Below are 23201 nucleotides of genomic sequence, written 5' to 3'. Positions count from 1 at the left end.
CCGCGCGGCATCCTCGCCTCTTTCACGGAGGTCTACGATGAGCATCACGCGCCTGCAGAAGGAAGTGCTGACCAACCTGCCGTTCTATGAAGAACGTGTCGATCTCGCTTGCGCCTTCCGCTGGACGGCGCGGCTCAACATGCACGAGGCGGTGGCCAATCATTTCTCGCTGGCGGTCAACGACGATGGCTCGCAATTCCTGATGAATCCCAATCAGGTGCATTTCTCGCGCATCAAGGCGAGCGACCTGCTGCTGATCGACGCCAACGATCCCGACACGCTCTCCGGCCCGAATGCACCTGACCCGACGGCATGGGGCCTGCATGGCGCCATCCATCGCAATGTGCGTCATGCACGCTGCGTCATGCATGTCCACTCGATCCACGCCACCGTGCTTGCCTCGCTCGCCGACTCGACGTTGCCGCCGGTCGACCAGAACTCAGCGATCTTCTTCAACCGCCATGTCGTCGACGGGCATTACGGCGGGCTGGCCTTCGAGGAAGAAGGCGAGCGCTGCTCGCAGCTTCTTGTCGACCCGAAGGTCAAGGTCATGGTGATGGGCAACCATGGCGTGCTGGTCATCGGCGACAGCGTTGCCGACACCTTCAACCGCATGTTCTATTTCGAGCGCGCCGCCGAAACCTACATCAAGGCGCTGTGGACCGGCCGGCCGCTGCGGGTATTGTCGGACGAGATCGCCGAGAAAGCGGCAAGGGAACAGGAAGATTATCCCGGTCAGGCCGAGCGCCACCTTTCCGAACTGAAGGCGATCCTCGACGAGCAGGAGCCTGCCTACCGGAACTGAGCTGCGCCCTTCTCCCCGTCGCTATACGGGGAGAAGGTGCCGGCAGGCGGATGAGGGGCAGCGCAAGCGCCCGAAAGCCTGCGACGAACTCAAAACTCGGCCTGCCAGTGATCTCAATGCGCCCGGAAAGGGGCGTTAATTGTCAAGCTCGGTGCCGCCCCTCATCGCCCTGCCGGGCACTTCTCCCCGTACAATGACGGGGAGAAGGACGCTGTCATCGCTGGTTTCGCCAATCATCGGCGTTGCAGGAAGTCTAGCTTGCGGCGGCCTTTTCAGCCAAGCTTAAAGTCCCAGATGGGCTCGCAATTCGTCGGCGCTGTTGATGACAATCGCGCCCGGCGGCTCTTCCATCGGCGCCTCCGGCCAGAAGACCGTCTTCATTCCCGCCGCCAGCCCCGCCGTGGCGCCGGTCATGCTGTCGTCGACCGCTACGGCCTCGGCGGGATCGACGCCAGCCAGCCAGGCGGCGCGCAGGAATGGCTCGGGATGCGGCTTGCCTTCGCGCACGTCGTTGCGGCTGATGGTCTTCATGCCGGGGTAGAAAAGGCCGACCGCGCGCAGATTGGCGTCGACGATCAGCCGGTCGGAATTGGACACCACCGCCTGCTCCACGCCAAGCTTGCGCAGCTCGTTGAAAATCTCGATCGCGCCGCTGCGTGGCCTCAGCGTTTGCGCCATCGGCAGATAGTGATCGTATTTGCGCACGATCCAGTCGTCGAAAGGCAGGTCGAGGCCGAACTCGTCGCGCAGCATCTCGTAGACCGGCCATGCGGCGATGCCGAGCACGCGCTCATGCAGGTCGGTTGGCGGGGCGATGCCAACGCTGTGCAGCGCCGCAATCAGCGCCGCCTCGTGCAGCGGTTCGCTGTCGACCAGCGTGCCGTCCATATCCCAGAAAACCGCTTTCGGCGTCATGCAAGGCTCCATTCTCCAAAATCCCTTAAAGCGTTTAGCTCCGGAGATAAACCGCCGCGTCCCCGCTAATGCATGTCGCGCAAAAGTGTGCCGCGGTTTTGCGATATCGACATACATAAAAAAGAAGCGCGTCGCATGAGGCCGACCGAACACGTCGCGCTTTGGAACCGAGATTGGTGCGACCTCGACAGCCTTGCTGTTGCGACGAGACTACGTCGACCCCGTCACTTCGTTCGAACCACCAAGTCCGGACCTTAAGCAATTGCTCGTACAATAGGCAATTGCGCACAACCTCATTCCCTGCGAAACTATGGTGCTCCGCCTCTTATGCTCGGCGGGCTGGGAGGCAGGACCTTGAATTCGCGGCAGGATAGCGGCGGCAACAGGCTGGACGACGCGGCGCGCGCCGGCTGGCTCTATTACGTTGCCGGCAACACCCAGGACCAGATCGCCGCCACGCTTGGCATCTCCCGGCAGACGGCGCAGCGGCTGGTGTCGCTTGCAGTCTCCGAAGGGTTGATCAAGGTGCGCGTCGACCATCCGATCGCCAATTGCCTCGACCTTGCGGCACGGCTGAAATCGCGCTTTGCGCTTGATCTGGTGGAGGTGGTGCCGAGCGACCCTTCTTCGTCCTCCACCATCATCGGCGTCGCCGAGGCGGCGGCGGCCGAGATCGAGCGGCGGCTGCGGTCGCCGACGCCGATCGTCATGGCGATCGGCACCGGCCGCACGCTCAAGGCGGCGATCGAGCAGCTGCCGCCGATGGAATGCCCGCAGCACAAGGTGGTATCGCTGACCGGCAACATCTCGCCGGACGGCTCTGCCGCCTTCTACAACGTCATCTTCACCATGGCCGACAGGGTCAAGGCGCGCTCGTTTCCGATGCCTTTGCCGGTCATCGCTTCCTCGCCCGAGGAGCGCGAGATGCTGCTCAGCCAGCCGATGATCCAGCCCACACTGGCGCTTGCGGCCGAGGCCGACGTCACCTTTGTCGGCATCGGCGATCTCGGCCCGAAGGCGCCGCTTTACGAGGACGGCTTCATTTCGGAGGGTGAATTGAAGGCGCTGCAGAAGGCCGGCGGCGTCGCCGAGATCGTCGGCTGGGTGTTCGACCGCGACGGCCGCATGATCGAGAGCATCACCAACGACCGGGTGTCGTCGGCGCCGCTGCCGTCGCGCGAAAAGTCGCTGGTGATCGCGCTTGCCATGGGCGACCGCAAGCTGCCGGGCATCTTCGCCGCCGTCAACCGGCGGCTGGTCAACGGCCTCATCACCGATGAGCGGACCGCCGCCGCCTTGCTGGCGGGCGCATGATCTCCGAGCCGCTGGCGGTCGGAAACGATCATGTGAAATCGAAACGCATCTGAATCCCCGATAAAACGAGCGTCACTACTGGTGCCGGCCGCAAGGATCGTTGCCGTCGAGAAAGCCCATGTCGCGCTGCAGATGCGGCGGGAGCTCCCGGACGTCGAGATAGCCCCGTTTCCGCGCCGCGTGCCCTGCCAATCCCCGCGCCAACCGTGAAAACCAGCCATGGGCTGGAGCAAGAAGCAGCTTTTCCTGTATTGTGGTCATGATCGTCAGCCTTCGCTATCTCTACGCGTAATTGATCTTCAATACGGAATATCGGTAGGACCGGCCGGTGCCGCCAATCAAACGTCGATCACTGCCCATAAGGAGGGCTTATGCCGAAGCTCAATTCACGACAGCTGGTTTCGCAGCTTCCTCCGCTTCAGGCGATCCGGGTGTTCGAGGCGGTGGCGCGGCATCTCTCGTTCACCAAGGCCGCCCAGGAGCTTGGCATGACGCAGGCGGCGGCAAGCTACCAGATCAAGCTTCTGGAGGAGCGCATCGGCGCGCCCCTGTTCTTGCGCCAGCCAAAACAGATCGTGCTGACCGAACCCGGCCAGCGCTTGGCGCCCGCGGTCAGCGAGGCGTTCGCGCTGTTGAGCGGCGCCTATGCCGCCGCGCGCACCGGCGCCGACGGCGTGCTTTGCGTTTCGACGCTGCTGACCTTTGCCTCCAATTGGCTGGCGCAGCATCTCGGCTCGTTCCAGGTCGCGCATCCGTCGCTGGCGGTGCGCGTCGACACTTCGAACAGGGTTGTCGACTTTGCCAGAGAGGATATCGACATCGCCATCCGCTCCGGCGGCGGCAACTGGTCGGGCGTCGAGACCCATATGCTTTTCAGGGCCGATTTCACGCCGGTCCTTAGTCCAAAGCTCGCGGCAAGCATCGGCGGCGTCAAGGAGCCGGCCGACCTGCTGCGGCTGCCGATCCTCGACCCGGGTGACATCTGGTGGCGGGACTGGTTTGCCGTCGCCGGCCTGCCGGTCGAGGAGCTGGCCAAGCGTCCCGGCACCAGCATGGGCGCGCAGGCCTACGAGGCCAATGCCGCGATTGCCGGCCACGGCGTGGCGATCGTTACCAAGGCGCTGTTCAAGACCGAACTTGCCGACGGCCGCCTGATCCAGCCCTTTGATCTGGTCGGTGACGACGGCCACGCCTATTGGCTGGTCTATCCGACGGCACGACGCAACGTGCCGAAGATCCGCGCCTTCCGCGATTGGATCCTGAGCGAGATCGCTTGCCAGTAGGCTGAATCCCAGCAAGCCCGATAGCAAAGCGCCGGGCCCAATCCGCCCGGCCGAATCCTTCGTCAGACATGCCGCAAACGTCCCAGGCTTGCCGCTGCACCAGACCCGGCGTGCTGCGCTGCAGCAACGAATCCGTCTTGACATAATTCATCGCAAGTGAGTAATTGCTCACAGCCAAGGCAAATGCTCATCTTGGTTTATGGGAGGAATTTTGATGAAACTTCGCACGTTCACCCTAGGCCTGTTGTCGGCCAGCGCACTTGCTTTCGCCGCGCATGCCGAATCCATCACCATCGCCACCGTCAACAATGCCGATATGATCCGCATGCAGACGCTGACGGACGACTTCACCAAGGCGAACCCCGACGTCACGCTCAACTGGGTCACGCTCGAAGAGAACGTGCTGCGCGAGCGCGTCACCACCGACATCGCCACCAAGGGCGGCCAGTATGACGTGATGACCATCGGCACCTATGAAGTGCCGATCTGGGCCAAGCAGAGCTGGCTCCTGCCGCTCGATAAACTCGGCGACGACTACGACGCCAAGGACATCCTGCCGGCCATCGCTGGCGGTCTGTCAGTCGACGGCAAGCTCTATGCAGCGCCGTTCTATGGCGAGAGCTCCTTCGTCATGTACCGCAAGGACCTGATGGAAAAGGCCGGGCTCAAGATGCCCGATGCACCGACCTGGGACTTCATCAAGCAGGCCGCCGACAAGATGACCGACCGCGCCAACGGCGTGAACGGCGTCTGCCTGCGCGGCAAGGCTGGCTGGGGCGAGAACATGGCCTTCCTGACCGCCATGTCGAACTCGTTCGGCGCGCGCTGGTTCGACGAGAACTGGAAGCCGCAATTCGACCAGCCCGAATGGAAGAACACGCTGCAGTTCTATGTCGACCTGATGAAGGCCGACGGCCCCGAGGGTGCATCGTCGAATGGCTTCAACGAAAACCTGGCGCTGTTCCAGCAGGGCAAATGCGGCATGTGGATCGACGCTACGGTCGCCGCATCCATGGTCTCCGATCCGAAGAGTTCGAAGGTCGCCGACAAGGTTAGCTATGCGCTGGCGCCGGACAATGGCCTCGGCAAGCGCGGCAACTGGCTGTGGGCCTGGTCGCTGGCCATTCCCGCCGGCACCCAGAAGGCCGACGCCGCCGAAAAGTTCGTATCGTGGGCGACCAGCAAGCATTACTCCGAGCTCGTCGCCTCCAAGCTAGGCTGGGCCAGCGCTCCTCCGGGCACACGCACCTCGCTTTATGCCAATCCTGAGTACCAGAAGGCAGCACCTTTCGCCAAGATGACGCTGGACTCGATCAACTCCGCCGATCCGACGCATCCGACCGTCAAGCCGGTGCCCTATGTCGGCGTCCAGTTCGTCGCCATTCCTGAGTTCCAGGGCCTCGGCACCACTGTCGGCCAGCTCTTCTCGGCGGCACTTGCCGGCCAGTCGAGCGTCGACGATGCCCTGAAACAGGCGCAGGACGCCGCCACCGCGACGATGACCGAGGGCGGTTACATCAAGTAGGCTCCTCCCGGTGCCGGTTGCCAATGGCGACCGGCAACGGCCGCCCGAATCCCAGTTCGGGCGGCCGGCTATCACACCGCTGAAAACTTGGCTGACCTCGAAGGGTGACCGTCATGGCTACTCAGCAGACCCGTTCGCTTGCCCGCTTCATGATGGCGCCATCCGTGGTGCTGCTGCTGGTTTGGATGATTGTACCGCTGGCATTCACGCTGTGGTTCTCCTTCCAACAGTACAATCCGCTCAATCCGATGCGCGACGGCTTCGTCGGGTTTTCGAACTACGCGCTGTTCTATTCCAACCCGGCATTCCTGCAGTCGATCCTCAACACGCTCACCATCGTCGTCAGCGTGCTTTTGATCACGGTGATCGGCGGTATCTTGCTGGCCCTTCTGCTCGATCAGCCGATGTGGGGACAGGGCATCGTCCGCATCCTCGTCATCTCGCCGTTCTTCGTCATGCCGCCGGTGGCGGCACTGGTCTGGAAGAACATGATCATGCATCCGCAATACGGCGTCTTCGCCGATATTGCGCGCTTCTTCGGCGGGCAGCCGATCGACTGGTTCGGGCAGCACCCGCTTTTGGCCATCATCATCATCGTCGCCTGGCAGTGGCTGCCGTTTGCAACGCTGATCCTGTTGACCGCGCTTCAGTCGCTCGACGGCGAGCAGAAGGAAGCCGCCGAAATGGACGGCGCCGGCTTCATCAGCCGCTTCATCTATTTGACGCTGCCGCATATGTCGCGCGCCATAACCGTGGTCATCCTGATCCAGACGATCTTCCTTCTGTCGGTCTATGCCGAGATCCTCGTCACCACCAATGGCGGCCCGGGTTATGCCTCCACCAACCTGCCCTTCCTCGTCTACCAGAAGGCATTGCTGGAGTTCAAAATCGGCCAGGCGTCCGCCGGGGGTATTATCGCAGTCATTCTCGCCAACATCGTCGCCTTCTTCGCCATGCGCGCCGTCGGCAAGAATTTGGATAAATAAGGGAGGAAACGATGGCACGTGCAGTCACCACCCAGCACAAGACGATTGCGACCGCGGCCGCCTGGATCGTCGCGCTGCTGATCTTCTTCCCGATCCTCTATACGATCATCACTTCGTTCAAATCGGAGCAGGAGGCCATCCAGGGCTTCAACCTGTTCCCGTCGGGAACCACGGAGAGCTATTCCGAGGTCCAGGCGCAGAACGGTTATTTCAAATTCTTCCTGAACTCGGTGTTCCTGTCGGTCGGCTCGACCGTCCTGGCTCTGCTTGTCGCCGTACCGGCGGCATGGTCGATGGCGTTTTCGCCAAGCAAACGCACCAAGGACATCCTGATGTGGATGCTTTCCACCAAGATGATGCCGGCCGTCGCCGTGCTGTTCCCGATCTATCTGATCTTCCGCGACACCGGACTGCTCGACAGCCGCATCGGCCTGATGGTCATGCTGATGCTGATCAACCTGCCGATCGTGGTCTGGATGCTCTACACCTACTTCCGCGAGATCCCGGGCGAGATCCTGGAAGCGGCGCGCATGGACGGCGCATCGCTCTGGAACGAGATCATCTACGTGCTGACGCCGATGGCGGTGCCGGGCATCGCCTCGACCATGCTGCTCAACATCATCCTCGCCTGGAACGAGGCGTTCTGGACGATCCGGCTGACCACCACCGAGGCAGCGCCGCTCACCGCTTTCATCAGCTCCTTCTCCAGTCCGCAGGGGCTGTTCTGGGCCAAGCTTTCGGCCGCCTCGACACTGGCGATCGCGCCGATCCTGATCATGGGCTGGTTCAGCCAGAAGCAGCTGGTCCGCGGCCTGACGTTTGGGGCGGTAAAGTAACGGGCATCGCCTGACGCAAAACGAAAAACAGCCCTTCGGGGGAGGAAATCATGGGAAACATCACGCTCAAGAACGTCTCCAAATCCTTCGGGGCGACGTCCATCATCCCCGGCCTCGACCTGGTCATCGAGAACGGCGAGTTCGTCGTCTTCGTCGGCCCGTCGGGCTGCGGCAAGTCCACGCTGTTGCGTCTGATTGCCGGCCTGGAGGACACCAGCGGCGGCACCATCATCATCGATGGCCGCGACGTCACCGGCGAGGCGCCGGCCAAGCGCAAGCTGGCCATGGTGTTCCAGTCCTATGCGCTTTACCCGCATATGACGGTGGCCAAGAACATCGCTTTCCCCCTGAAGATGGCGGGCGAGGACCAGGCGACCATCGACAAGAAGGTGAAGGACGCCGCCCGCATCTTGAACCTCACCAACTACCTAGATCGCCGCCCCGGCCAGCTCTCCGGCGGCCAGCGGCAGCGCGTCGCCATCGGCCGCGCCATCGTGCGCCAGCCTTCCGCCTTCCTGTTCGACGAGCCTTTGTCCAATCTCGACGCGGCGCTGCGCGGCACCATGCGGCTGGAGATCAGCGAGCTGCATCACCAGCTCAAGACCACCATGGTCTACGTCACCCACGACCAGATCGAGGCGATGACCATGGCCGACAAGATCGTCGTGCTCAACGCCGGCAATATCGAGCAGGTCGGCTCGCCGATGGAGCTCTACAAGACGCCGAAGAATCTGTTCGTCGCCGGTTTCATCGGCTCGCCGAAGATGAACCTGATCGAAGGCGCGCAGGCCGCCAAATATAGCGCCAGCACAGTCGGCATCCGCCCGGAGCATATGAACATTTCGAAGACGTCAGGCGACTGGAAGGCGACGGTCGGCGTTGCCGAACATCTCGGCTCCGACACGTTTTTGCACGTCCAGGCGGATGGTGTCGGGCAACTGACGGTGCGTGCCGACGGCGAGTTGGCCGCCCATCACGGCGACACGATCTACCTGACGCCGGAAAAGGCCAAGCTGCATCGTTTCGGCGCCGACGGGAAGGCGATGCTGCAATGAGGCTCCGGGGTAAATCGGCGCTGATTACCGGATCGGCGCGCGGCATCGGCAGGGCGTTTGCCGAAGCCTACTTGCGCGAAGGGGCGACGGTCGCGATTGGTGACATCAATCTCGAAGCCGCCGAGAAGACGGCTTCGGAAATCGGCCGCAACGCCTACGCGGTAAAGCTCGACGTCACCGATCTCGCGTCTATCGATGAGGCCGTCAAGGCGGTCGAAGCCAGGGCCGGCGGCCTGGATATCTTGATCAACAACGCTGCTTTGTTCGACCTGGCGCCGATCGTCGAGATCACCAAGACAAGCTACGACAAATTGTTCTCGGTCAACGTCGCCGGCACGCTGTTTACGTTGCAGGCCGCCGCCCGTTCGATGATTGGCCGGGGCAAGGGCGGCAAGATCATTAACATGGCAAGCCAGGCCGGGCGCCGCGGCGAGGCGCTGGTCGCCGTCTACTGCGCCACCAAGGCGGCGGTCATCTCGCTCACCCAGTCGGCAGGGCTAGACCTGATCAAGCACGGCATCAATGTCAACGCGATAGCACCGGGGGTCGTCGACGGCGAGCATTGGGATCACGTCGATGCCCTGTTCGCCGAGTTCGAGAACCGGCCGAAAGGCGAAAAGAAGAGGCTGGTCGGCGAAGCCGTGCCTTATGGCCGCATGGGCACGGCGCAAGACCTCACCGGCATGGCGGTGTTCCTGGCCAGCGATGAGGCCGAATACATCGTTGCCCAGACCTACAATGTCGATGGCGGCCAGTGGATGAGTTGAGGGGGCGAAGGCGCTCTTCTCCCCGTCTCCTCCACGGGGGGAAGAGTCGTCCCGCTAAAGGGTAAAGCAGATGTCCGTGAAACTCTCTTCTTCCATACTCGCCAAGCTGCCGCCCAAGGTCGCCGGCCCGAAATATGATCGCGCCGCGCTCAAGGCCGGCATCGTGCATTTCGGCGTCGGCAATTTCCATCGCTCGCATCAGGCCGTCTATCTCGACGACCTCTTCAATTCGGGCGTCGGCCACGACTGGGCCATCGTTGGCGCCGGCGTCTTCGAGGGCGAGAAGGTCGGCCGCGGCAAGCTGCAGGAACAGGACTGGCTGACCACCGTGGTCGAGCAGGACAGCGGCCATATGAGCGCGCGCGTCACCGGCGTTATGATCGATTTCCTGATGCCGGGCGACGCGCCCGCAATCGTCGAGCGGCTTGCCGATCCGGCGATCAAGATCGTTTCCCTGACCATTACCGAGGGTGGCTATTTCATCGATCCGGCTTCCGGCGTCTTCAATCCGACGCATCCCGACATCGTTGCCGACGCACAACCCGGGGCGACACCGAAGACGGTTTTTGGGCTCATCCTCGCCGGGCTGCTGCGTCGCCGCGCCGACGGCATCGTGCCCTTCACAATCATGTCCTGCGACAACATCCCCCATAACGGCCACGTCACCTCGGATGGCGTCATCGGCCTGGCGCGGCTGATCGACGAGGATCTGGCAAACTGGGTGAGCGAAAACGTTGCCTTTCCCAACGGCATGGTCGACCGCATCACGCCGGCCACCACCGACCGCGAGCGCGGCATTCTCTCCAGCGAGTTCGGCCTCGACGACAATTGGCCGGTGTTTTGCGAACCGTTCAAGCAATGGGTGCTGGAGGACCGTTTCACCGACGGAAGGCCGCCGCTGGAACAGGTCGGCGTGCAGTTCGTCAGCGACGTCGCGCCCTATGAGCTGATGAAGATCCGCATCCTCAATGGCGGCCATGCGACCATCGCCTATCCGGCCGGGCTGATGGACATCCATTTCGTCCATGAGGCGATGCAGGAGCCGCTGGTACGCGGCTTCCTCGACAAGCTCGAGCATGACGAAATCATCCCGACCGTGCCGCCGGTTCCGGACACCGACCTCGAAGATTACTACCAGCTCATCGAGCACCGCTTCTCCAATCCGAAGATCGGCGACACCATACGCCGGCTTTGCCTCGACGGCTCTAACCGCCAGCCGAAATTCATCATTCCGACCATCGCCGACCGGCTGAAGGCTGGCAAAAGTGTCACCGGCCTGGCGCTGGAATCTGCGCTCTGGTGTCGCTACTGCTTCGGCACCACGGATTCCGGTGCCGTCACCGAGCCCAACGACCCGAACTGGGGCCGGTTGCAGGGGACGGCCAAGGCGGCCAGGGACATGCCTGCCGCCTGGCTTGCCATGGAGGACATCTATGGCGATGTCGGCCGCTCGCCGCCGTTCGCCGAAGCGTTCGCCCATGCGCTCAAATCGCTGTGGGCGGACGGCGCGCGCGCGACACTGACGCGCTATCTCGCCGGCGACCTCTGAAGCCGATCCAGCGCGATGACGCCTGAACTGGTCATTTTCGACTGTGACGGCGTGCTGGTGGATAGCGAGATGCTGTCCGTCTCGGCATTGCTGGAGATGATCGCGCTTGCCGGCGGCAACGTCAGCGAGGACGTTGCCTACGAGCACTTCCTCGGCAAGAGCATGAAGAGCGTCCGCGAAATCCTCGCAAGCGACTTCGGGCTCGATCTCACCGACCAGCATCTGACCGAGATGCGCTCCGAACTGATGCGCAAGTTTCGCCAGGAGCTGAAACCGATGCCAGGCATGGCACAGGTCCTGCCGAAGCTCGGCGTGCCGTGCTGCGTCGCCTCCTCCGGCACGCTGGAGCGGATCCGCTATGCGCTCAAGGTTACGGGGTTGCTTGGGCTGCTGGAGCCGCATTTGTTCAGCGCTGCCATGGTGGCGCGGGGCAAACCGGCGCCCGATCTTTTTCTCCATGCGGCTGCTAAAATGGGAGCGGACCCGCGAAACTGCCTCGTCGTCGAGGACAGCCCGGCCGGCATCGAAGCGGCGCGGGTGGCAGGCATGCGCGTCCTTGCCTTCACCGGGGGCTCGCACACCGGCAACCCGGCACTGAAAGCGCGGCTTGCGTCGAGTGAGCCGGACTTTATATTCGCTGACATGCTGCAATTGCCCGATCTGATTGCAGGCCTGGGAGCGAGAGCAAGAACACCTTGACCAACAGTTTCGTTTGCGCGGTCGATGTCGGCACCGGAAGCGCCCGTGCCGGCATTCTCGACACCGGTGGCGCCTTGCTCGGCCGCGCCGAGCACCCGATCGCCATGCAACAGCCGAAGGCCGACCACGCCGAGCACGATTCGCAGGATATATGGTCGGCGGTGTGCATGGCCGTCCGCGCTGCCCGCGAAAAGGCGCGCGTGAAGGCTGAGGATATCGTCGGCATCTCCTTTGACGCCACCTGCTCGCTGGTGGTGCGGGACCGGCATGGCGACCAGCTCAGCGTGTCCGTCACTGGCGAAAGACGCTGGGACACCATCGTCTGGCTCGACCATCGCGCCATTGCCGAGGCCGACGAATGCACCGAAAGCGGCCATGCCGTGCTCGACTATATCGGCGGCGTCATGTCGCCGGAAATGGTGACGCCGAAGCTGATGTGGCTGAAGCGCAACCTACCCGGAGCATGGAACGAAGCCGGCTACCTATTCGACCTCACCGATTTCCTCACCTGGAAGGCGACCGGCTCGCTCGCCCGTTCGCAATGCACGCTGACCGCCAAATGGACCTATCTGGCCCATGAAGAGACCGGCTGGCGGCGCGACTTCTTCGAAGCGGTCGGGCTCGGCGACGTTTTCGAGCACGGCAATCTGCCGGGAAAGGCAAGCCCGGTCGGCGCAGATATCGGTGCGCTCAACACGCAAGCCGCGGCGGAGCTTGGCCTCACCGAAAAATGCCGGGTTGGCGCCGGCGTCATCGATGCCTATGCCGGCGCGCTTGGCGTGCTCGGCGGCTTCGCCGGTGACGCGACCAACATCGGCCGCCATCTGGCTCTGATCGCCGGCACGTCGAGTTGCGTCATGGCGATGTCGCCCGATCCGCAGCCTTTCGCCGGTGTTTGGGGTCCTTACTATGGCGCCGCCCTTCCCGGCCTGTGGCTGTCGGAAGGTGGCCAGTCGGCCACCGGCGCGCTGCTCGATCACATCATCCGCTGGCATGGCGCCGGCGGCGAGCCGGATGCCGCCATGCATGCCAGGATCGCCCGCCGCGTCGCCGAGCTGCGCGCCGCTGAAGGAGACAACCTCGCCGCCAGGCTGCATGTGCTGCCCGATTTTCACGGTAACCGCTCGCCGCTCGCCGACCCGCATGCCGTAGGCGTCATCAGCGGGCTGACGCTGGATTCGTCCTTCGACAGTCTGTGCAAGCTCTATTGGCGCACCGCCGTCAGCATCGCGCTTGGCGTCCGCCATGTGCTGGAGGCGCTGAACGAGAACGGCTATCTGATCGACACGCTGCATGTCACCGGTGGCCACACCAAGAACCCCTTGCTGATGGAGCTCTATGCCGACGCCACCGGATGCACGGTGGTCGAGCCGCTGGCGGACGAGGCGGTGCTGCTCGGCACCGGCATGATTGCCGCCACCGCTGCCAGGCTTTTTCCCGATTTGAACGCCGCTTGCGTCGCTATGCAGCAAGGCGGCAGGACGCGCGAGCCCAATCCGGCTGCCGCCGGCCGGTTCGATCGCGACTACCGCGTGTTTCTCGAGATGCATCGGCAAAGGCAGGCGCTGGACGCGATCCGATAGATCGGGATCGGCGGCTATCTCTGGTTCCAGCGCCGGACGACCGGTTCGTCAAGGCCGTGCTCATAACCGATCACGCTTACGCTGGCGGTATCCAGCACGAAAAGCGCGCCGTCTTGCGGTGGCAGGCCGAGCCAGCGTGCGGCTAGCACCCTCAGGAAATGCGAACTTGAGAAGACCAGGACATTGCCGCTGGCCTCGAGCAACTGGCTGACGATCCGGTCCGCCCTCGAGCCTACATCCGTGGCGGACTCGCCGCGCGGGCAGCCGTCGCGAAAGAGCCGCCAACCGGGACGCTCGGCGAGGATTTGCTTGGTGGTCAATCCCTCATAGGCACCATAATCCCACTCCGCCAGATCGTCCTTCTTCACGCCTGACGAGCCGAAGCCGGCCAGCGCACAGGTGTTGAAGGCGCGCTGCGACGGGCTCGACCACACCGCCGAGAAGGATAGACCCTTTAGCCGCTCAGTGACCCGCCTTGCCGCGTCCTCGCCGGCCGGCGTCAGCGGTATGTCGGTCCGGCCGGTATGTTTTCCGGACGCACTCCATTCCGTCTCGCCATGCCGAACCAGATAGATTTCGGGAAACGCGCTCATCAGGCTGCCTTTCAAAGGAATCCACCGTGACCATAGCGGCTTCCATGGCCTCTCCAATAGCCTGCATTGAGCCGACTGGCTTAACCCTTCCGCAAGTTAGCCTCTTGCCTCCGGTGCCCATTTCATAGACAAACCCGTCGTAATGCGGAATCCGGCCGATCTTGGCCATTTTCCGCGCTGAGACGCGGCTTCCGGCTCTTGCCGACGTGCCGCAATCGGATAGGCGGAAAAAATGTCTGCGATCGAAGCCGACGCTCGCGCGCCGGAAAACCTTTGGCGTCGGGAAATCAGGGCGATGCTGGCGCTCGCCTGGCCGATGGTGCTGACCAATCTCGGTCAGACCGCGATGACCGCTACCGACGTCATGATGATGGGGCGGCTGGGGCCGGACACGCTGGCCAGCGGTGCGCTTGGTGCCAACCTTTACTTCATGCCGCTGATCTTTGGACTTGGCCTGATGCTGGCGACCTCGCCGATGATGGCGACCGAGCTCGGCCGTCGCCGCCACTCGGTGCGCGACCTGCGCCGCACCGTGCGCCAGGGTCTGTGGCTGGCGATCCTCATTTGCATTCCGATCTGGGTCTTTCTCTGGCACGGCGAGGCCGTGTTGCTGGCCATGGGTCAGGAACCGGCACTGGCGCATCAGGCCGGCATCTATCTGCGCTGGCTCGAATGGGCGGTGCTGCCCTTTTTCGGCTACATCGTCCTGCGCTCGTTTATTTCGGCGCTGGAGCGGCCGGGCTGGGCACTGATCATCGTTTTCGTTGCCGTCGCCTGCAACGCCTTTTTCAACTGGCTGTTCATGTTCGGCAATCTCGGCATCCAATCGATGGGCATCGCCGGCTCCGGCCTCGCCACCACGCTGTCCAGCACGTTAATGTTCGCCGGCATGGCGGCGGTGGTGATGCTTGAGAAGAAATTCCGGCGCTATCGTCTGTTCGGACGCTTCTGGCGGGCCGATTGGCCGCGCTTCAAGGGCCTGCTGCGGCTCGGCCTGCCGATCGCCGGCCTGCTGGCGTTTGAGGTGACGATTTTCAACGCGGCGGCCTTTCTCATGGGCCTGATCGATGCGGCTTCGCTTGCCGCCCATGCGATCGCCATCCAGATCGCCTCGATCACCTTCATGGTGCCGCTCGGCCTCAACCAGGCGGTGACGGTGCGCGTCGGACTTGCCCACGGCGCCGGCAATCCGGAAGGTGTCAGCCGGGCTGGCTGGACCGCCTATGTCGTCGGTGTCTCCTTCATGGCGCTGATGGGGCTAGTGATGATCCTGTGGCCGCACCTCTTGATCGGGGCCTTCATCGATCTGGGCAATCCGGCTAATGCCGAGGTGGTCGCGCTGGCCGTGTCGTTCCTCGCTTTTGCCGCGCTGTTCCAGGTTTTTGACGGTGCGCAGGCGGTAGCCAGCGGCATGCTGCGCGGCCTGCACGACACCAAGGTGCCGATGATCTATGCCGCGATCGGCTATTGGGGCATCGGCCTGCCGCTCGGCGTGCTGCTCGCCTTCCATTTCGGTTTCAACGGCGTCGGCATCTGGATCGGCCTATCGTCGGGACTGGCGGTGGTTGCTGCACTCCTGCTGGGACGCTGGCTGCGGCGGGACAGGATCGCGCCGCCGCTGGTGTTCGGGCGTTGAATTGCTGGTCGCCCGCTCAGCGGGCCGCCGCCCGCTGTTCCAGCGAGCGCGCATATTGCGTCAGCGGAAAGCACATGACGAAGAAGATCAGCGCTACCAGCCCGTAGACTTTGAACGGTTCGAAGGTCGCATTGTTGATTGCGTTGGATGTCCTCACCAGCTCCTCGAAACCGATGATCGAGGTCAGCGCGGTCGACTTGATCAGCTGCACCAGGAAGCCGACGGTCGGCGCGCGGGTGATCGAAAACGCCTGCGGCAGGATGATCAGCCGGAGTTCCTGCAGATAGTGCAGGCCGAGGCTGGCGCCGGCGTCCCACTGGCCGCGTGGCAATGCATCGACGCCGCCGCGCCAGATCTCGGCGAGATAGGCGCTGGCAAAGAAGGTCAGGCCAAGCACCGCCGCGGTCCACGGCTCGATGCGCAGGCCCAGCATCGGCAAGCCGAAGAACATCAGGAAGAGCTGCATCAGCAGCGGCGTGCCCTGGAAAAGCGCGATGTAGCCGGAGGCAAACCGGCGCGCCCATTTATTCTTGGCGATCCGGAAGAACAGCACGATCATGCCGACCACGGCGCCGCCGACAAAGGCAGCCAACGACAACAGCACCGTCCAGCGCGCCGCCAGCAGCAGGTTGCGCAGAATGTCCCAGAAGGTGAATTCGATCATGACACGCCGGCTCCAAGAAGCCGGCGACCGCCGCCGACCAGCAGCCGGCGCAGCCCAATCGACAGGATGAGATAGACCATCGTCACCACGAAATAGGTCTCGAAAGCCCGGAACGTGCGCGCCTGCAGCATGTCGGCTTCATAGGTCAGCTCGCGCACCGCGATCTGCGACACCACGGCGGATTCCAGCATCATGATGACGATCTGGCTGGTCAGCGCCGGATAGATCACCTTGAGCGCCTGCGGCAGCACGATTTTGATGAAGACCTGGCGCGGCCTGAGCCCAAGCGCCATTGCCGCTTCCGTCTGCCCGGGCGGCACCGCGTCGAGTCCGGCGCCAACGATCTCGATCGTGTAGGCCGCCATGTTGAGCGTCATCGCCAGCATGGCTGCCAGCACGGGATCGAGCCTCACGCCGATGCTTGGCAGCCCGAAGAAGATGAAGAACAGCTGCACCAGGAACGGCGTGTTGCGGATCACCTCGACATAGACGCCGATCGCCCGCTTGAGCAGCAGCGGGCCATTTCGCCGCCCTGCCGCGCCGAGGATGCTGAGCAACGTTCCCGCCAGCGTGGTCACGGCGATCAACAGGATCGTCGTGGCCGCGCCGCGCGCGATCGCCCCTGTCGCCCCGGCAAGCCAGCCGAAGTCGAGGCTATAGGTCACCGGCCGTCAATCCTTGAGATTGGCGGGATCGAGCGGTGTCTTCAGCCAGGCCTTCGAGCTTTCGTCCAGTCTCCCGTCGGCCAGCATCTTGGCAACTGCATCGTTGACCGCTTGCTTGAGGCGGTCTTCCTTCTTGTTGAGGCCGATATGCGAGGGCGAGGTGAGAAGCTGGAACTTTTGCTCCGGCTTCAGCGCCTCCTGACGGGCGAGCACCTGGGCGCCGACATCGTTGCCGACCACCATCAGCTGGGTCTGACCCGAGATGAAGGCCTGGATGACGGAATTATAGTTGTCGAAGCGGCGGATGTCGGCCGAGGCGGGTGCTGCCTCGGTCAGCGAGGTGTCCTCCAGCGTGCCGCGATTGACGGCGATCGACTTGTCGGCAAGGTCTTCCTTGCCTTTGACCGAAAGTGCTGCCGGGCCGATGACGGCGATGTAGTAAGGCGCGTAGGCGGCGGCGAAATCGATCACCTGCTCACGCTCCTTGGAATAGCCGACGCTCATCAGCAGGTCGACGCGCTTGTCGGTAAGATATGGGATGCGGTTCTGGCCGGTCACGCTGACCAGATTGAGCTTGACCTTGAGCTGCTCGGCGATGGATTGCGCCACGTCGATGTCGTAGCCCTTGATGCTCATGTCGGCGCTGGCCGAGGAGAAGGGTGGGAAATCGGAAAAGATACCGACATTGATGGCGCCGGCCTTGGTGATGTCGTCGATAGCGTCGGCATTGGCGGCCTGGGTCGTGAAACCAAAGCCGGTTGCGCCGAGCATCAGCACGGCGGCGATGGATGATTTGAGTTTCATGTGAAATGTCATTGTCGTTCCCCTGCTGGAAGCTTGTTTATGTGAGTGCAACCGCCGGCTCCAGCGCGGCGGTCGCCTTTGGGATTTTCTAGTGGACCATGATCGTCTCCGAAAACCGGTTCCCACTTTTCGGGATCATGGTCGAGCGTGTCAGCCCGCCTTGCTGGTGATTGCCGGGCTGAAGACCATCAGGCTGAGGATCTCGAACAGCACCTGCGCGCCGGCATGCGCCGTGTTGGTGGTCGCGTCATATTGCGGCGCCACCTCGACGACGTCGCCGCCGACGATATTGAGGCCCTTCAGGCCGCGCAGCAGCTCGAGCACTTCGCGCGTCGTCAGCCCGCCGACCTCCGGCGTGCCGGTGCCCGGCGCGAAGGCGGGATCGATGCTGTCGATATCGAAGGAGACATAGGTCGGGCCGTCGCCGACTATCCTGCGCGCCTTCTCGATAATGGCGGGGATGCCGAGGCCGGTCACCTCTTCGACATGCACCACGGTCATACCGGACTCGTAGGTGAACTCCCAAAGGTACTCGGCCGAGCCGCGAATGCCGATCTGGATGGTGCGGCTCGGGTCGAGCACGCCGTCCAGCACCGCGTTGCGGAACGGACCGCCATGGTGGAACTTGGTCATGTCGAACAGGCCGCTGGTGTCGCAATGGGCATCGATATGGATCATGCCCACCGGCGCCTTCTTGCCGACAGCCTTCAGGATCGGGTGGCTGATCGAATGGTCGCCGCCGACAGACAAGGGCAGGACGCCGGCGTCGACGATCTGGTTGGTGCGGCGTTCGATGTCGTCATGGCTGGTCTCCAGCCGGTAGCGGCTCTGGAACGGCATGTCGCCAATGTCGGCGACTTTCAGCTCATGCGTCGGTGCGCATTCCAGCACATGATTGTAGGGGCCGATGCGCTCGATGGCGCGCAGCGCCCTTGGCCCGAAACGGGCGCCCGGCCGGTTGGTGACGCCCAGATCCATCGGCACACCGATCATCGCCACCTGAAGATCGCCGAAATCCGGATTGTCGGCGGCGATTTCACGATAGGGCGCCGCGAGGAAGGTCGGGATGCCGGAATAGGGCGCCAGCCGCGTGCCGGTCTTGGAGAAGATCTTGTCGGCGACACGCTGGAATTTCGGGTCGAACATTTCGCCGCCATGGCTCTCGCCGTATTTGCGGCGCAGCGCTTCGAGCTTGCCGCGGTCATAACCCATGTCGGTCCTCCATGGCTGGTGCAGCGCGGACGGCGGCCTCGATAGCCGCAGCCGTTGGCTGCCTGCAGATTTCACGTCTTGATGCAATGCTTGGGCAAAGTGTCCTGTAGCTGCATTGAAAAATCAATTGATATTGTTAGGGTGTTCGCTGTGAGAAAATCTCACAGAGCTCAGGTTCCAAATGGCCAAGCGTTTGCCACCGCTCAACCCGCTGCGCGCCTTCGAGGCGACGGCGCGCCATGCCTCGCTGACCAAGGCGGCGGCCGAGCTGAACGTCACCCACGGTGCCATCAGCCATCAGATCAAGGCGCTCGAGCAATCGTTGGGCGTCAAGCTGTTCGAGCGTGCCGGCCAGCGGGTGAAGCTGACGCCGCACGGCGCCGAATTGCTGCCGGCGGTGTCGACAGCCTTCGACGGCATTGCCGCCGCCACGCAGCGCATGACACGGCCGGCCAGCACCGGCGCGCTATCGGTATCCTGCGTGCCGGCGCTGCTATTGCTGTGGATGATCCCGCGGCTGGGCAGCTTCACTTCGCAATATCCGGATATCCGGCTGACGCTGATCCCATCCAATGATGCCAAGGACGTCCGCGCACCGCATATCGATGTCTGCGTGCACTATGGTGACGGCAGCTGGACCGATTGCTGGATGCGCAAATGGTCGGGTCTCGAACTGTTCCCGGTGGTCAGCCCGACGCTGATCAACAACCGCCCGATCCGCACCGTCCGCGACCTCGCCGATCACGTCTTCCTGCATGGCGACGACGGCCGCGAATGGCACACCTGGCTGGCCGCCGCCGATGCGCTGGACCTGGAGCGCGGCCGCCGCCACCATCTCGGCGACGCGCGCATGGCGACCGAGGCCGCAGTCCACGGCCATGGCGTGGCGCTCGGCGACACGGTGACGGCAAGCGGACTGCTCGCCAGGGGTCTGCTTGTCGCGCCATTCAGCCTTTCCGTGCCGGCCGTCGACGATTTCTACGTCGTCTGCCGCAACGAGATGCGGTCGGCGCCGATCGTGCAATTGTTCATCGACTGGCTGTTTGCCGAGAAAGAGCAGGCCGATCGCCGCGCCGACGCGCCGGTGGCAGGCCGCATCGGCTTTCGCCGCAAGCGTCCAGCGCTCAAGGTGGTCGGCGCCAAGACCGCATCCTGAGGCCGAAACTGCCGTGGGCGCCGCTTGCCGCAGGGGCTTCTTTTTGTCGGGCCAGCCCGCAAAGCGGGAGGCGCGTTCAAAAATTCGATGCTAAGAGGCATTTGGAGCAATTCCAGGAAAAGTGCGCAGCGGTTTTCCGTCCGGAATTGCGCTAGACAAAAGCTAGAACGAGCAGCGAAGGCGCATTGAGCGATGGCAAAGACCGATATAGCGCGGCGCGTCTACAACCACACCTGGAAGCTCGACCCGATCGTGCGTAGCTTGCTCGACACCGATTTCTACAAGCTTCTGATGCTGCAGATGATCTGGGGCATGTATCCCAAGGTCGACGCCACCTTCTCGCTGATCAACCGTACCACCTCGGTCCGCCTTGCCGAGGAGATCGACGAGACGGAGCTGCGCGAGCAGCTCGACCATGCCCGCACCTTGCGCTTCTCGAAGAAAGAGATGATCTGGCTCGGCGGCAACACCTTCTATGGCCGCAAGCAGATCTTCGAACCGGAATTCCTCGCCTGGCTGGAAAATTTCCGGCTGCCCGAATACGAGCTCTCCAGGCGCGACGGCCAATACGAACTCGCCTTCAGCGGCCCGTGGATGTACACGACGCTGTGGGAGATCCCGGCGCTGGCAATTATCAATGAACTTCGATCTCGCGCGGCCATGCGGGCGTTCGGGCCGTTCGCGCTCGACGTGCTCTATGCCCGCGCCAAGGCCAAGATGTGGGCCAAGACCGAGCGGCTGAAGGCGCTGCCCGGCATCCGCATCTCGGATTTCGGCACCCGCCGCCGTCATTCGTTCCTGTGGCAGCGCTGGTGCGTCGAAGCGTTGAAGGAGGGCATCGGCGAGGCCTTTACCGGCACCTCCAACGTCCTGCTCGCCATGGACAACGACCTCGAAGCGCTCGGCACCAACGCGCATGAGCTGCCGATGGTGTTCGCCGCGCTCACCAATTCGGAAAAGGAATTGAAGCAGTCGCCCTATAAGGTGTTGCAGGACTGGCAGCGCTACTACGGCGGCAATTTGCTGATCGTGCTGCCGGACACCTTCGGCACCGCGGCGTTCCTGCGCGATGCGCCGGACTGGGTCGCCGACTGGACCGGCTTCCGCCCCGACAGCGCGCCGCCGATCGAGGGCGGCGAGAAGATCATTTCCTGGTGGCGCGAAAAGGGCAAGGACCCCAAGCAGAAGCTGCTCATCTTCTCCGACGGGCTTGAGGTCGAGACCATCGAGGAGACCTACCGCCACTTCCGCGGCAAGGTGCGCATGTCCTTCGGCTGGGGCACCAACCTGACCAATGATTTCGAAGGCTGCGCACCGACCGAGACCAACCGGCTCGACGCCATCTCGCTGGTCTGCAAGGTCACCGAGGCCAATGGCAGGCCGGCGGTCAAGCTTTCCGACAATCCGGCCAAGTCGACAGGCGACGAGAAAGAGATCGAGCGCTATCTGCGCATTTTCGGCCAGAAGGACCGCGTGGAGCAGTTGGTGAAGGTGTGAGGTAGGGAACTCTTGCGTAGTATGAGTTCCTTCTCGCCCGCCTCTGTCCTACCGGACATCTCCCCCACGAGGGGGGAGATTGCGCCCTCATTGCTGCTTTCGCCAATCGCTAAAGTTGCAGAAGGAGAGCCGACGGCGGAACCGCCGATCTCCCCCCAAGTGGGGGAGATGTCCGGCAGGACAGAGGGGGGCGCCGCAGAGCGCTGCATTTCTGCAATCAGGCCCTTTCCCGGCCTCGTTGCTTCGGTGGCTCTCCTGTCACCCGCGCCCGCCTTCGCCCATGCCTCCGACCGCGGCTACGTGCTACTGCTTCCCACCGGCTACTACCTCGCCGGTGGCGCGCTCGCCGTCGCCGCCAGTTTCCTTGTCCTGGCGCTACTGCGGCCGGACTCCCTCGACCGCTTCTGGCACAAACGCCTGCCGCTTTTCACCTTCGGCGACGGCGCGCGGACTGCCGTCAGCCTGATATCCTTTGCCGGCTTTGCAATTCTCATTGCCGCCGGCCTGTTCGGTAGCCGCGATCCGCTCTCCAATCCGCTGCCGCTGACCGTATGGACATTGCTCTGGGTTGGGCTGGCTTTGCTGCAAGGGCTCGGCGGCGATCTCTGGTCGTGGCTCAATCCGTGGTACGGGCCTTGCCGCGTCGTCTCGCGCCTGTCCGACAGAACCGAGCCACGGCGGCCGCCCCAGTGGCTCGGCTATTGGCCGGCTTTCGTGCTGTTCTTCGCCTTCGCCTGGTTCGAGCTGATCGACCCGGCGCCCGATGACCCGGCGCGGCTGGCCTGGGCCGCCGGCGTCTACTGGCTGCTAAGCTTCGCGGCCATGCAGGTCTTCGGCTACCGCGGCTGGACCCGCAGCGGTGAGTTCCTGACAGTGTTCTTTTCGATGGTGGCGCGCTTCGCCATTGTCGAACGCAACGAGGACGGCCGGCTCAAACTCTGCTGGCCGGGCGCTAAGCTGCTCGAGGTTGCGCCGCTGTCGCTCAGCGGCGTCGCTTTCCTGCTGCTTGCGCTGTCGTCGGTATCCTTCGACGGCCTGTCGAAAACCTTCTTCTGGCTAGGCCGGTTCGGCATCAATCCGCTGGAGTTTCCGGGACGCACCGCCTTGATCGGCATCGGCAGTTTCGGCCTTGTGCTGACCTTTGTTGTGCTTGCGGCCGTGTTCGCGCTTGCCGTCTTTCTTGGCCAGCACCTTGCCGGCAGCAAGCATTCCCTCGCTCACGCCGCAGGGCTGCTGGTCCGGTCGATCGTGCCGATCGCGCTCGCCTACCACTTCGCGCACTATCTGACGGCGCTGCTGGTCGACGGCCAATATGCGATTGCCGCGCTCTCCGACCCGTTTGCGCTGGGCTGGAACCTGTTCGGTACCGCCGACATGCCAATTGAAGCCGGCGTCGTCGCCGGCGCCGGCTCGGCCTGGTGGCTGTGGAACCTCCAGGCCGGCGTCATCATAGCCGGTCACATGTTTGCAGTGCTTGTCGCCCACGGTTTGGCCGGGCGGCTGCATCCCGTTCCCGCTCGCGCCGCGCTCAGCCAGTTCCCGCTCACCGCGCTGATGATCGCCTACACCGTCTTCGGCTTGTGGCTGCTTGCGACGCCAACCGCCGGGTGAACGAGATGCGCGATGCCCGTCAATCGAACCTTGGGGAAAGCTCGCT

Annotated in this window: 22 protein-coding genes; 15 read left to right on the top strand and 7 right to left on the bottom strand. The window is 63.4% G+C overall.

Translation table 11 applies throughout. The features are described 5' to 3' along the window. Positions 1–37: 37 nt before the first annotated feature. Entirely contained in the window at positions 38–805 is a 768-nt protein-coding gene (locus tag NKH91_RS14625) for a class II aldolase and adducin N-terminal domain-containing protein (protein WP_352481507.1), read from the top strand. A gap of 282 nt (positions 806–1087) precedes the next feature. On the opposite strand, the gene NKH91_RS14620 is transcribed toward NKH91_RS14625, so the two are convergent. Continuing rightward, positions 1088–1720 carry an HAD family hydrolase gene (locus NKH91_RS14620; protein WP_352846862.1) on the bottom strand — a complete coding sequence of 211 codons (633 nt, stop codon included), beginning with the start codon at positions 1718–1720 and terminating at the stop codon, positions 1088–1090. 354 nt (positions 1721–2074) lie between these two features. On the opposite strand from NKH91_RS14620, the gene NKH91_RS14615 reads away from it, so the two are divergent. Next, a complete protein-coding gene (locus NKH91_RS14615) occupies positions 2075–3034 on the top strand; it encodes a sugar-binding transcriptional regulator (protein ID WP_352846865.1) in 960 nt (319 codons plus the stop codon). Positions 3035–3109: 75 nt separating this feature from the next. Here the strand turns inward: NKH91_RS14615 and NKH91_RS14610 are convergent, their stop codons facing one another. Continuing rightward, positions 3110–3295 (bottom strand): hypothetical protein, encoded by a 186-nt coding sequence (locus NKH91_RS14610; protein WP_352846868.1) that lies wholly within the window; start codon positions 3293–3295, stop codon positions 3110–3112. A 110-nt stretch (positions 3296–3405) separates the two neighbouring features. Here NKH91_RS14610 and NKH91_RS14605 point away from each other — a divergent pair, with 110 nt between their 5' ends. From NKH91_RS14605 to NKH91_RS14565, 9 genes are all read left to right on the top strand, one after another. Next, the gene (locus tag NKH91_RS14605; protein WP_352846871.1) at positions 3406–4317 is read left to right on the top strand and encodes a LysR substrate-binding domain-containing protein; all 912 of its coding nucleotides are present in this window, start codon (positions 3406–3408) and stop codon (positions 4315–4317) included. Between the two features lie 214 nt (positions 4318–4531). Beyond that, a complete protein-coding gene (locus tag NKH91_RS14600) occupies positions 4532–5842 on the top strand; it encodes an ABC transporter substrate-binding protein (RefSeq protein ID WP_352846872.1) in 1311 nt (436 codons plus the stop codon). Between the two features lie 113 nt (positions 5843–5955). After that, positions 5956–6828 carry a carbohydrate ABC transporter permease gene (locus NKH91_RS14595; RefSeq protein WP_031195183.1) on the top strand — a complete coding sequence of 291 codons (873 nt, stop codon included), beginning with the start codon at positions 5956–5958 and terminating at the stop codon, positions 6826–6828. Positions 6829–6839: 11 nt separating this feature from the next. Then, a complete protein-coding gene (locus NKH91_RS14590; protein ID WP_352484354.1) occupies positions 6840–7664 on the top strand; it encodes a carbohydrate ABC transporter permease in 825 nt (274 codons plus the stop codon). A gap of 50 nt (positions 7665–7714) precedes the next feature. After that, positions 7715–8719 carry an ABC transporter ATP-binding protein gene (locus NKH91_RS14585; RefSeq protein ID WP_352846873.1) on the top strand — a complete coding sequence of 335 codons (1005 nt, stop codon included), beginning with the start codon at positions 7715–7717 and terminating at the stop codon, positions 8717–8719. Beyond that, positions 8716–9486: an L-iditol 2-dehydrogenase gene (locus tag NKH91_RS14580; protein WP_352846874.1), complete on the top strand. Its 771-nt coding sequence runs from the start codon at positions 8716–8718 to the stop codon at positions 9484–9486. The genes NKH91_RS14585 and NKH91_RS14580 overlap by 4 nt, the downstream gene beginning before the upstream one ends. 70 nt (positions 9487–9556) lie before the next feature. Next, positions 9557–11035 carry a mannitol dehydrogenase family protein gene (locus NKH91_RS14575; RefSeq protein WP_352846876.1) on the top strand — a complete coding sequence of 493 codons (1479 nt, stop codon included), beginning with the start codon at positions 9557–9559 and terminating at the stop codon, positions 11033–11035. A 15-nt stretch (positions 11036–11050) separates the two neighbouring features. Then, positions 11051–11734, top strand: a complete 684-nt coding sequence (locus tag NKH91_RS14570; RefSeq protein ID WP_023722524.1) for an HAD family hydrolase — start codon at positions 11051–11053, stop codon at positions 11732–11734. Then, a complete protein-coding gene (locus NKH91_RS14565; RefSeq protein WP_352846879.1) occupies positions 11731–13317 on the top strand; it encodes an FGGY-family carbohydrate kinase in 1587 nt (528 codons plus the stop codon). Before NKH91_RS14570 ends, NKH91_RS14565 begins: the two co-directional genes overlap by 4 nt. 14 nt (positions 13318–13331) lie before the next feature. Here the strand turns inward: NKH91_RS14565 and NKH91_RS14560 are convergent, their stop codons facing one another. Beyond that, positions 13332–13913, bottom strand: coding sequence for a histidine phosphatase family protein (locus tag NKH91_RS14560; protein WP_031195179.1), 582 nt, complete (start codon positions 13911–13913; stop codon positions 13332–13334). 229 nt (positions 13914–14142) lie between these two features. On the opposite strand from NKH91_RS14560, the gene NKH91_RS14555 reads away from it, so the two are divergent. Further along, positions 14143–15546 carry an MATE family efflux transporter gene (locus NKH91_RS14555; protein ID WP_352484348.1) on the top strand — a complete coding sequence of 468 codons (1404 nt, stop codon included), beginning with the start codon at positions 14143–14145 and terminating at the stop codon, positions 15544–15546. Positions 15547–15562: 16 nt separating this feature from the next. Here the strand turns inward: NKH91_RS14555 and NKH91_RS14550 are convergent, their stop codons facing one another. The 4 genes from NKH91_RS14550 to speB form a co-directional block, all read right to left on the bottom strand. Continuing rightward, on the bottom strand, positions 15563–16210 hold the full coding sequence (locus NKH91_RS14550) for an amino acid ABC transporter permease (RefSeq protein WP_023722520.1): 648 nt from the start codon (positions 16208–16210) through the stop codon (positions 15563–15565). Next, complete coding sequence (locus NKH91_RS14545) at positions 16207–16875, bottom strand: amino acid ABC transporter permease (RefSeq protein ID WP_352548064.1); 669 nt, start codon at positions 16873–16875, stop codon at positions 16207–16209. Before NKH91_RS14545 ends, NKH91_RS14550 begins: the two co-directional genes overlap by 4 nt. A 6-nt stretch (positions 16876–16881) precedes the next feature. Further along, positions 16882–17691: a transporter substrate-binding domain-containing protein gene (locus tag NKH91_RS14540; protein WP_352548066.1), complete on the bottom strand. Its 810-nt coding sequence runs from the start codon at positions 17689–17691 to the stop codon at positions 16882–16884. A gap of 138 nt (positions 17692–17829) precedes the next feature. Beyond that, positions 17830–18891 carry an agmatinase gene (speB, locus tag NKH91_RS14535; protein ID WP_352846882.1) on the bottom strand — a complete coding sequence of 354 codons (1062 nt, stop codon included), beginning with the start codon at positions 18889–18891 and terminating at the stop codon, positions 17830–17832. Between the two features lie 181 nt (positions 18892–19072). Here speB and gcvA point away from each other — a divergent pair, with 181 nt between their 5' ends. The 3 genes from gcvA (at position 19073) to NKH91_RS14520 (ending at position 23155) form a co-directional block, all read left to right on the top strand. Next, positions 19073–20047, top strand: a complete 975-nt coding sequence (gcvA, locus tag NKH91_RS14530) for a transcriptional regulator GcvA (RefSeq protein WP_023722516.1) — start codon at positions 19073–19075, stop codon at positions 20045–20047. A gap of 192 nt (positions 20048–20239) precedes the next feature. Continuing rightward, entirely contained in the window at positions 20240–21544 is a 1305-nt protein-coding gene (pncB, locus tag NKH91_RS14525; protein WP_352484344.1) for a nicotinate phosphoribosyltransferase, read from the top strand. Between the two features lie 168 nt (positions 21545–21712). Beyond that, entirely contained in the window at positions 21713–23155 is a 1443-nt protein-coding gene (locus NKH91_RS14520) for a hypothetical protein (RefSeq protein WP_352484343.1), read from the top strand. Positions 23156–23201 lie beyond the last annotated feature (46 nt).

The organism is Mesorhizobium sp. M0894, from assembly GCF_040319725.1.
Classification (GTDB): domain Bacteria; phylum Pseudomonadota; class Alphaproteobacteria; order Rhizobiales; family Rhizobiaceae; genus Mesorhizobium.
The sequence above is the reverse complement of the archived record's forward strand: the minus strand, read 5'-3'. Positions and strand labels throughout refer to the sequence as shown.

Excerpts from the sequence above, each read along its gene's own strand:
- NKH91_RS14625 (WP_352481507.1), top strand. The coding sequence starts at position 38 with ATGAGCATCACGCGCCTGCAGAAGGAAGTGCTGACCAACCTGCCGTTC.
- NKH91_RS14620 (WP_352846862.1), bottom strand. The coding sequence starts at position 1,720 with ATGACGCCGAAAGCGGTTTTCTGGGATATGGACGGCACGCTGGTCGAC.
- NKH91_RS14610 (WP_352846868.1), bottom strand. The coding sequence starts at position 3,295 with ATGACCACAATACAGGAAAAGCTGCTTCTTGCTCCAGCCCATGGCTGG.
- NKH91_RS14605 (WP_352846871.1), top strand. The coding sequence starts at position 3,406 with ATGCCGAAGCTCAATTCACGACAGCTGGTTTCGCAGCTTCCTCCGCTT.
- NKH91_RS14600 (WP_352846872.1), top strand. The coding sequence starts at position 4,532 with ATGAAACTTCGCACGTTCACCCTAGGCCTGTTGTCGGCCAGCGCACTT.
- NKH91_RS14595 (WP_031195183.1), top strand. The coding sequence starts at position 5,956 with ATGGCTACTCAGCAGACCCGTTCGCTTGCCCGCTTCATGATGGCGCCA.
- NKH91_RS14590 (WP_352484354.1), top strand. The coding sequence starts at position 6,840 with ATGGCACGTGCAGTCACCACCCAGCACAAGACGATTGCGACCGCGGCC.
- NKH91_RS14585 (WP_352846873.1), top strand. The coding sequence starts at position 7,715 with ATGGGAAACATCACGCTCAAGAACGTCTCCAAATCCTTCGGGGCGACG.
- NKH91_RS14580 (WP_352846874.1), top strand. The coding sequence starts at position 8,716 with ATGAGGCTCCGGGGTAAATCGGCGCTGATTACCGGATCGGCGCGCGGC.
- NKH91_RS14575 (WP_352846876.1), top strand. The coding sequence starts at position 9,557 with ATGTCCGTGAAACTCTCTTCTTCCATACTCGCCAAGCTGCCGCCCAAG.
- NKH91_RS14570 (WP_023722524.1), top strand. The coding sequence starts at position 11,051 with ATGACGCCTGAACTGGTCATTTTCGACTGTGACGGCGTGCTGGTGGAT.
- NKH91_RS14555 (WP_352484348.1), top strand. The coding sequence starts at position 14,143 with ATGTCTGCGATCGAAGCCGACGCTCGCGCGCCGGAAAACCTTTGGCGT.
- NKH91_RS14550 (WP_023722520.1), bottom strand. The coding sequence starts at position 16,210 with ATGATCGAATTCACCTTCTGGGACATTCTGCGCAACCTGCTGCTGGCG.
- NKH91_RS14540 (WP_352548066.1), bottom strand. The coding sequence starts at position 17,691 with ATGACATTTCACATGAAACTCAAATCATCCATCGCCGCCGTGCTGATG.
- speB (WP_352846882.1), bottom strand. The coding sequence starts at position 18,891 with ATGGGTTATGACCGCGGCAAGCTCGAAGCGCTGCGCCGCAAATACGGC.
- gcvA (WP_023722516.1), top strand. The coding sequence starts at position 19,073 with ATGGCCAAGCGTTTGCCACCGCTCAACCCGCTGCGCGCCTTCGAGGCG.
- pncB (WP_352484344.1), top strand. The coding sequence starts at position 20,240 with ATGGCAAAGACCGATATAGCGCGGCGCGTCTACAACCACACCTGGAAG.
- NKH91_RS14520 (WP_352484343.1), top strand. The coding sequence starts at position 21,713 with ATGTCCGGCAGGACAGAGGGGGGCGCCGCAGAGCGCTGCATTTCTGCA.